The following is a 1,981-nucleotide window of genomic DNA, read 5'->3' as shown; positions in this document are numbered from 1 at the left end:
CCTGATCCGGTCGACCCTGGCCGCCGTACCGACCCGGCTGCCGGTGCTGTGGGCCAAGGCGGCGGTCTACGGGGGGATTGGCCTTCGTGGTCGGCGCGGTGGGCGCGTTCGCCGCGTTCCTCATCGCCAGTGGCCTGCTGTCGGACGCTTCCATCGAGATGAGCATCTCGGACTCCGGCGTCGTGCGCAGCCTGCTGGGCGTCGGCGCGTACCTGGGCCTGGTCGGCGTGGCCGGCGTCGCGCTGGGCGCGCTGCTGCGTTCCACCGCCGGCGGCATCTCCGCGCTGGTCGGCACGTTCATGCTGGTGCCCGGGCTGATGTCACTGCTGCCGGAATCGTGGCGGGAAGACCTCACCCGATATCTGTCCAGCAACGCCGGGGAGTCGATCTTCGCTTTGCAGCATGACGCCGGGATTCTGTCGGCCCGGGCCGGTCTGCTGGTGCTGGCCGGCTGGACAGCGCTGGCCCTGGGCGGCGCCGCGTACCGGATGAGGCGGTCCGACGCCTGATGCTGCTGTCCAGTCGACGCGGCACCGGACCGGCCCAGGTGCCGCATGCGGCTGTTCAGCGCGACCTGGACCGAGCCGCAACCGAGGGGACCGACGATGGCGCGGTCGCGTTCGTCTCGCATCCTGTCGCCGCCCGGCTGTTCCACGCTGGGCGGCGGCTGCGGCAGTGGGACACCGCGCAACGGTGGGCGTGGGGCACCGCTCTGGTGCTGGCGTTGTTCGGGCTGTTCAGCGGTGCCGACCTGACCCACCAGGAACGTCCGCCGGACACGCCGTTCGACTTCGCCCACCTGTCGGTGCCGCAGGTGCTGTTGCTGCAGACGGCGTTGGTACTGCCGCTGTGGTGGCGACGCCGTACGCCGCTGCTCGTCCTGTACGCCACCGTCGCGGTCTTCCTGCTGCAATGCTCCGCCGGCATCATGCTGCGCGCTGACGCCGCGATCCTGGTGGCCGTGTATAGCGTCGTCCGGCACGGCCGGCTACGACGCCTGGGGTGGGCGGCTCCGGCTCTGCTGGCCGTGTTCGTCGCAGTCCCGGTGCGGCTGGCGCCGCTGGCATCGCTGTGGGATGTCACGGCCTTCATCGCGACCGCCGTCACGGCCGCCGCGGCACTGGGATTCGCGGTGCGGGTCCGCGGCGCCCAACTGGCTGTGCTGCGCGACCGCGCCGTCCGGCTCGAGACGGAGCGCGACCAGCGCAGCAGACTGGCCGCCGCGGGCCGAACGCACCCGCGTCGCCCGCGAGATGCACGACATCGTCGGCCACAGCCTCTCGGTCATCGTGACGCTCGCCGACGGCGGCGCGTACGCCGCCGACACCGCCCCCCAGCGCAGCAAGGAAGCGCTGCGCCTGATCGGCGACACCGGCCGCCGATCGTTGACCGATCTCCGGCGCATGCTGGGCGTGCTGCGCGAGCAGACCGACGAACCGAGCCTGCACCCCAGCCCGGCATCGCCGACATCAGCGCGCTGCGCGAACGCATCCGAGCCGCCGGCCCCACAGTCGAATACCACAGCACCGGCGACCTGAGCGCGCTGGACCTCGGCGTGCAGCTGGCTGCGTACCGCATCGTGCAGGAGGCGCTCACCAACACCCTCAAGCACGCCGGCCCTCACACCACGGTGCAGCTCGCAGTGAGCATCGACGGCAACCGACTACGGATCCTGGTCCGTGACAGCGGTTGCCCCGGCGGTGGCACGACCCCGGGCCACGACGGCCACGGTCTCATCGGCATGCGAGAACGCGCCGCTCTCTACGGCGGCACCGTCACGGCCGGCCCTACCTCCGACGGCGGATGGGCAGTGCGGGCGGAACTCGATCTGACATCGCTACCGCATCCCGGAGGGAAACCCGCATGACCACCGCCCTGATCGCGGACGACCAGCCGCTGCAACGCTTCGGCTTCCGCATGCTGCTGGACAGCACCGCCGACACTCAGGTCGTCGAAGAGGCCGGGAACGGCGCCGACGCCG

General features: G+C 71.6%; 3 protein-coding genes. All 3 read left to right on the top strand.

Going from position 1 to position 1,981, the window contains the following annotated elements; translation table 11 throughout:
* Positions 1 to 86: 86 nt before the first annotated feature.
* The 3 genes from AB0G14_RS35470 (at position 87) to AB0G14_RS35460 (ending at position 1,867) form a co-directional block, all read left to right on the top strand.
* A complete protein-coding gene (locus tag AB0G14_RS35470) occupies positions 87 to 509 on the top strand; it encodes a hypothetical protein (RefSeq protein WP_357705152.1) in 423 nt (140 codons plus the stop codon).
* 567 nt (positions 510 to 1,076) lie between these two features.
* Complete coding sequence (locus tag AB0G14_RS35465; RefSeq protein WP_357705150.1) at positions 1,077 to 1,538, top strand: histidine kinase dimerization/phosphoacceptor domain-containing protein; 462 nt, start codon at positions 1,077 to 1,079, stop codon at positions 1,536 to 1,538.
* Positions 1,539 to 1,555: 17 nt separating this feature from the next.
* Positions 1,556 to 1,867 (top strand): ATP-binding protein, encoded by a 312-nt coding sequence (locus AB0G14_RS35460; RefSeq protein WP_357705148.1) that lies wholly within the window; start codon positions 1,556 to 1,558, stop codon positions 1,865 to 1,867.
* Positions 1,868 to 1,981 lie beyond the last annotated feature (114 nt).

Source organism: Micromonospora sp. NPDC023814 (genome assembly GCF_040639595.1).
Lineage (GTDB): Bacteria > Actinomycetota > Actinomycetes > Mycobacteriales > Micromonosporaceae > Micromonospora.
Note: the sequence above shows the minus strand (reverse complement) of the source record. Positions and strands in the feature narration are given on the sequence as shown.